This window comes from Paenibacillus oleatilyticus, from assembly GCF_018998565.1.
In the GTDB taxonomy this organism is placed as follows: domain Bacteria; phylum Bacillota; class Bacilli; order Paenibacillales; family NBRC-103111; genus Paenibacillus_G; species Paenibacillus_G oleatilyticus.
Map to the genome: position 1 here is coordinate 1 of NZ_JAHNZO010000209.1, position 318 is coordinate 318.

Below are 318 nucleotides of genomic sequence, written 5' to 3' on the forward strand. Positions count from 1 at the left end.
TTGCCGTATACCGGCAGCGGTTTACCGGCGACGGCATTCAGGATAACCAGCGGGATCAGCTTCTCCGGGAAGTGATAAGGGCCGTAGTTGTTCGAACAGTTGGTGACGAGGGTCGGCAAACCATAGGTGCGCAGCCAGGCGCGCACCAGATGATCGCTCGACGCCTTGGAGGCGGAATACGGGCTGCTCGGCGCATAGGGCGTGGTTTCGGTGAACAGATCGTCAGTGCCGTGCAGATCGCCGTACACTTCGTCGGTGGAGATATGATGGAAGCGGAAAGCCTGCTTCTTCTCCGCCGCCAACGGCTGCCAGTAATGG

1 protein-coding gene is annotated in these 318 nt (G+C 59.7%); it reads right to left on the bottom strand.

Annotated elements, in window-relative coordinates; translation table 11 throughout:
* A partial coding sequence (locus KQX66_RS39185; RefSeq protein ID WP_216798464.1) for a GDP-mannose 4,6-dehydratase occupies positions 1–318 on the bottom strand: 318 nt, incomplete at both ends.